Genomic DNA, 330 nt, shown 5'->3' with positions numbered 1-330 from the left:
GAAGAATGGGCACTTAATTAAGGGAATTAACTGCTCAATATCAAAACCTTCAATCATTTTTTCGTGCTGATTTATTGTTATTTCAATAATACTAGGATCACACAAGCTCATGCCTATGCTGGATGAATCATTATGTATTTCTGCATATAATTGTTCAATCTGATTGGTTTGGCGATAATGTAAAAGTCTTTGTCCAAATTCTTTTTGAGACTCAATAATAGGTGTTAGTGTTTTTAAAGTTAAAGGCGAATCTAACATAATGAGTTGCTGGACAAATTCAGGATAACGTGCTGCAACCATTAAAGCAATCATACCCCCTAGTGAGTATCC

1 protein-coding gene is annotated in these 330 nt (G+C 33.9%); it reads right to left on the bottom strand.

Annotated elements, in window-relative coordinates:
- The coding region (locus ACQUW5_RS15310) for an alpha/beta fold hydrolase (RefSeq protein ID WP_444992125.1) at positions 1-330 on the bottom strand (330 nt) is incomplete at both ends.

Source organism: Legionella pelazae (assembly GCF_052527395.1).
The sequence above is the reverse complement of the archived record's forward strand: the minus strand, read 5'-3'. Positions and strand labels throughout refer to the sequence as shown.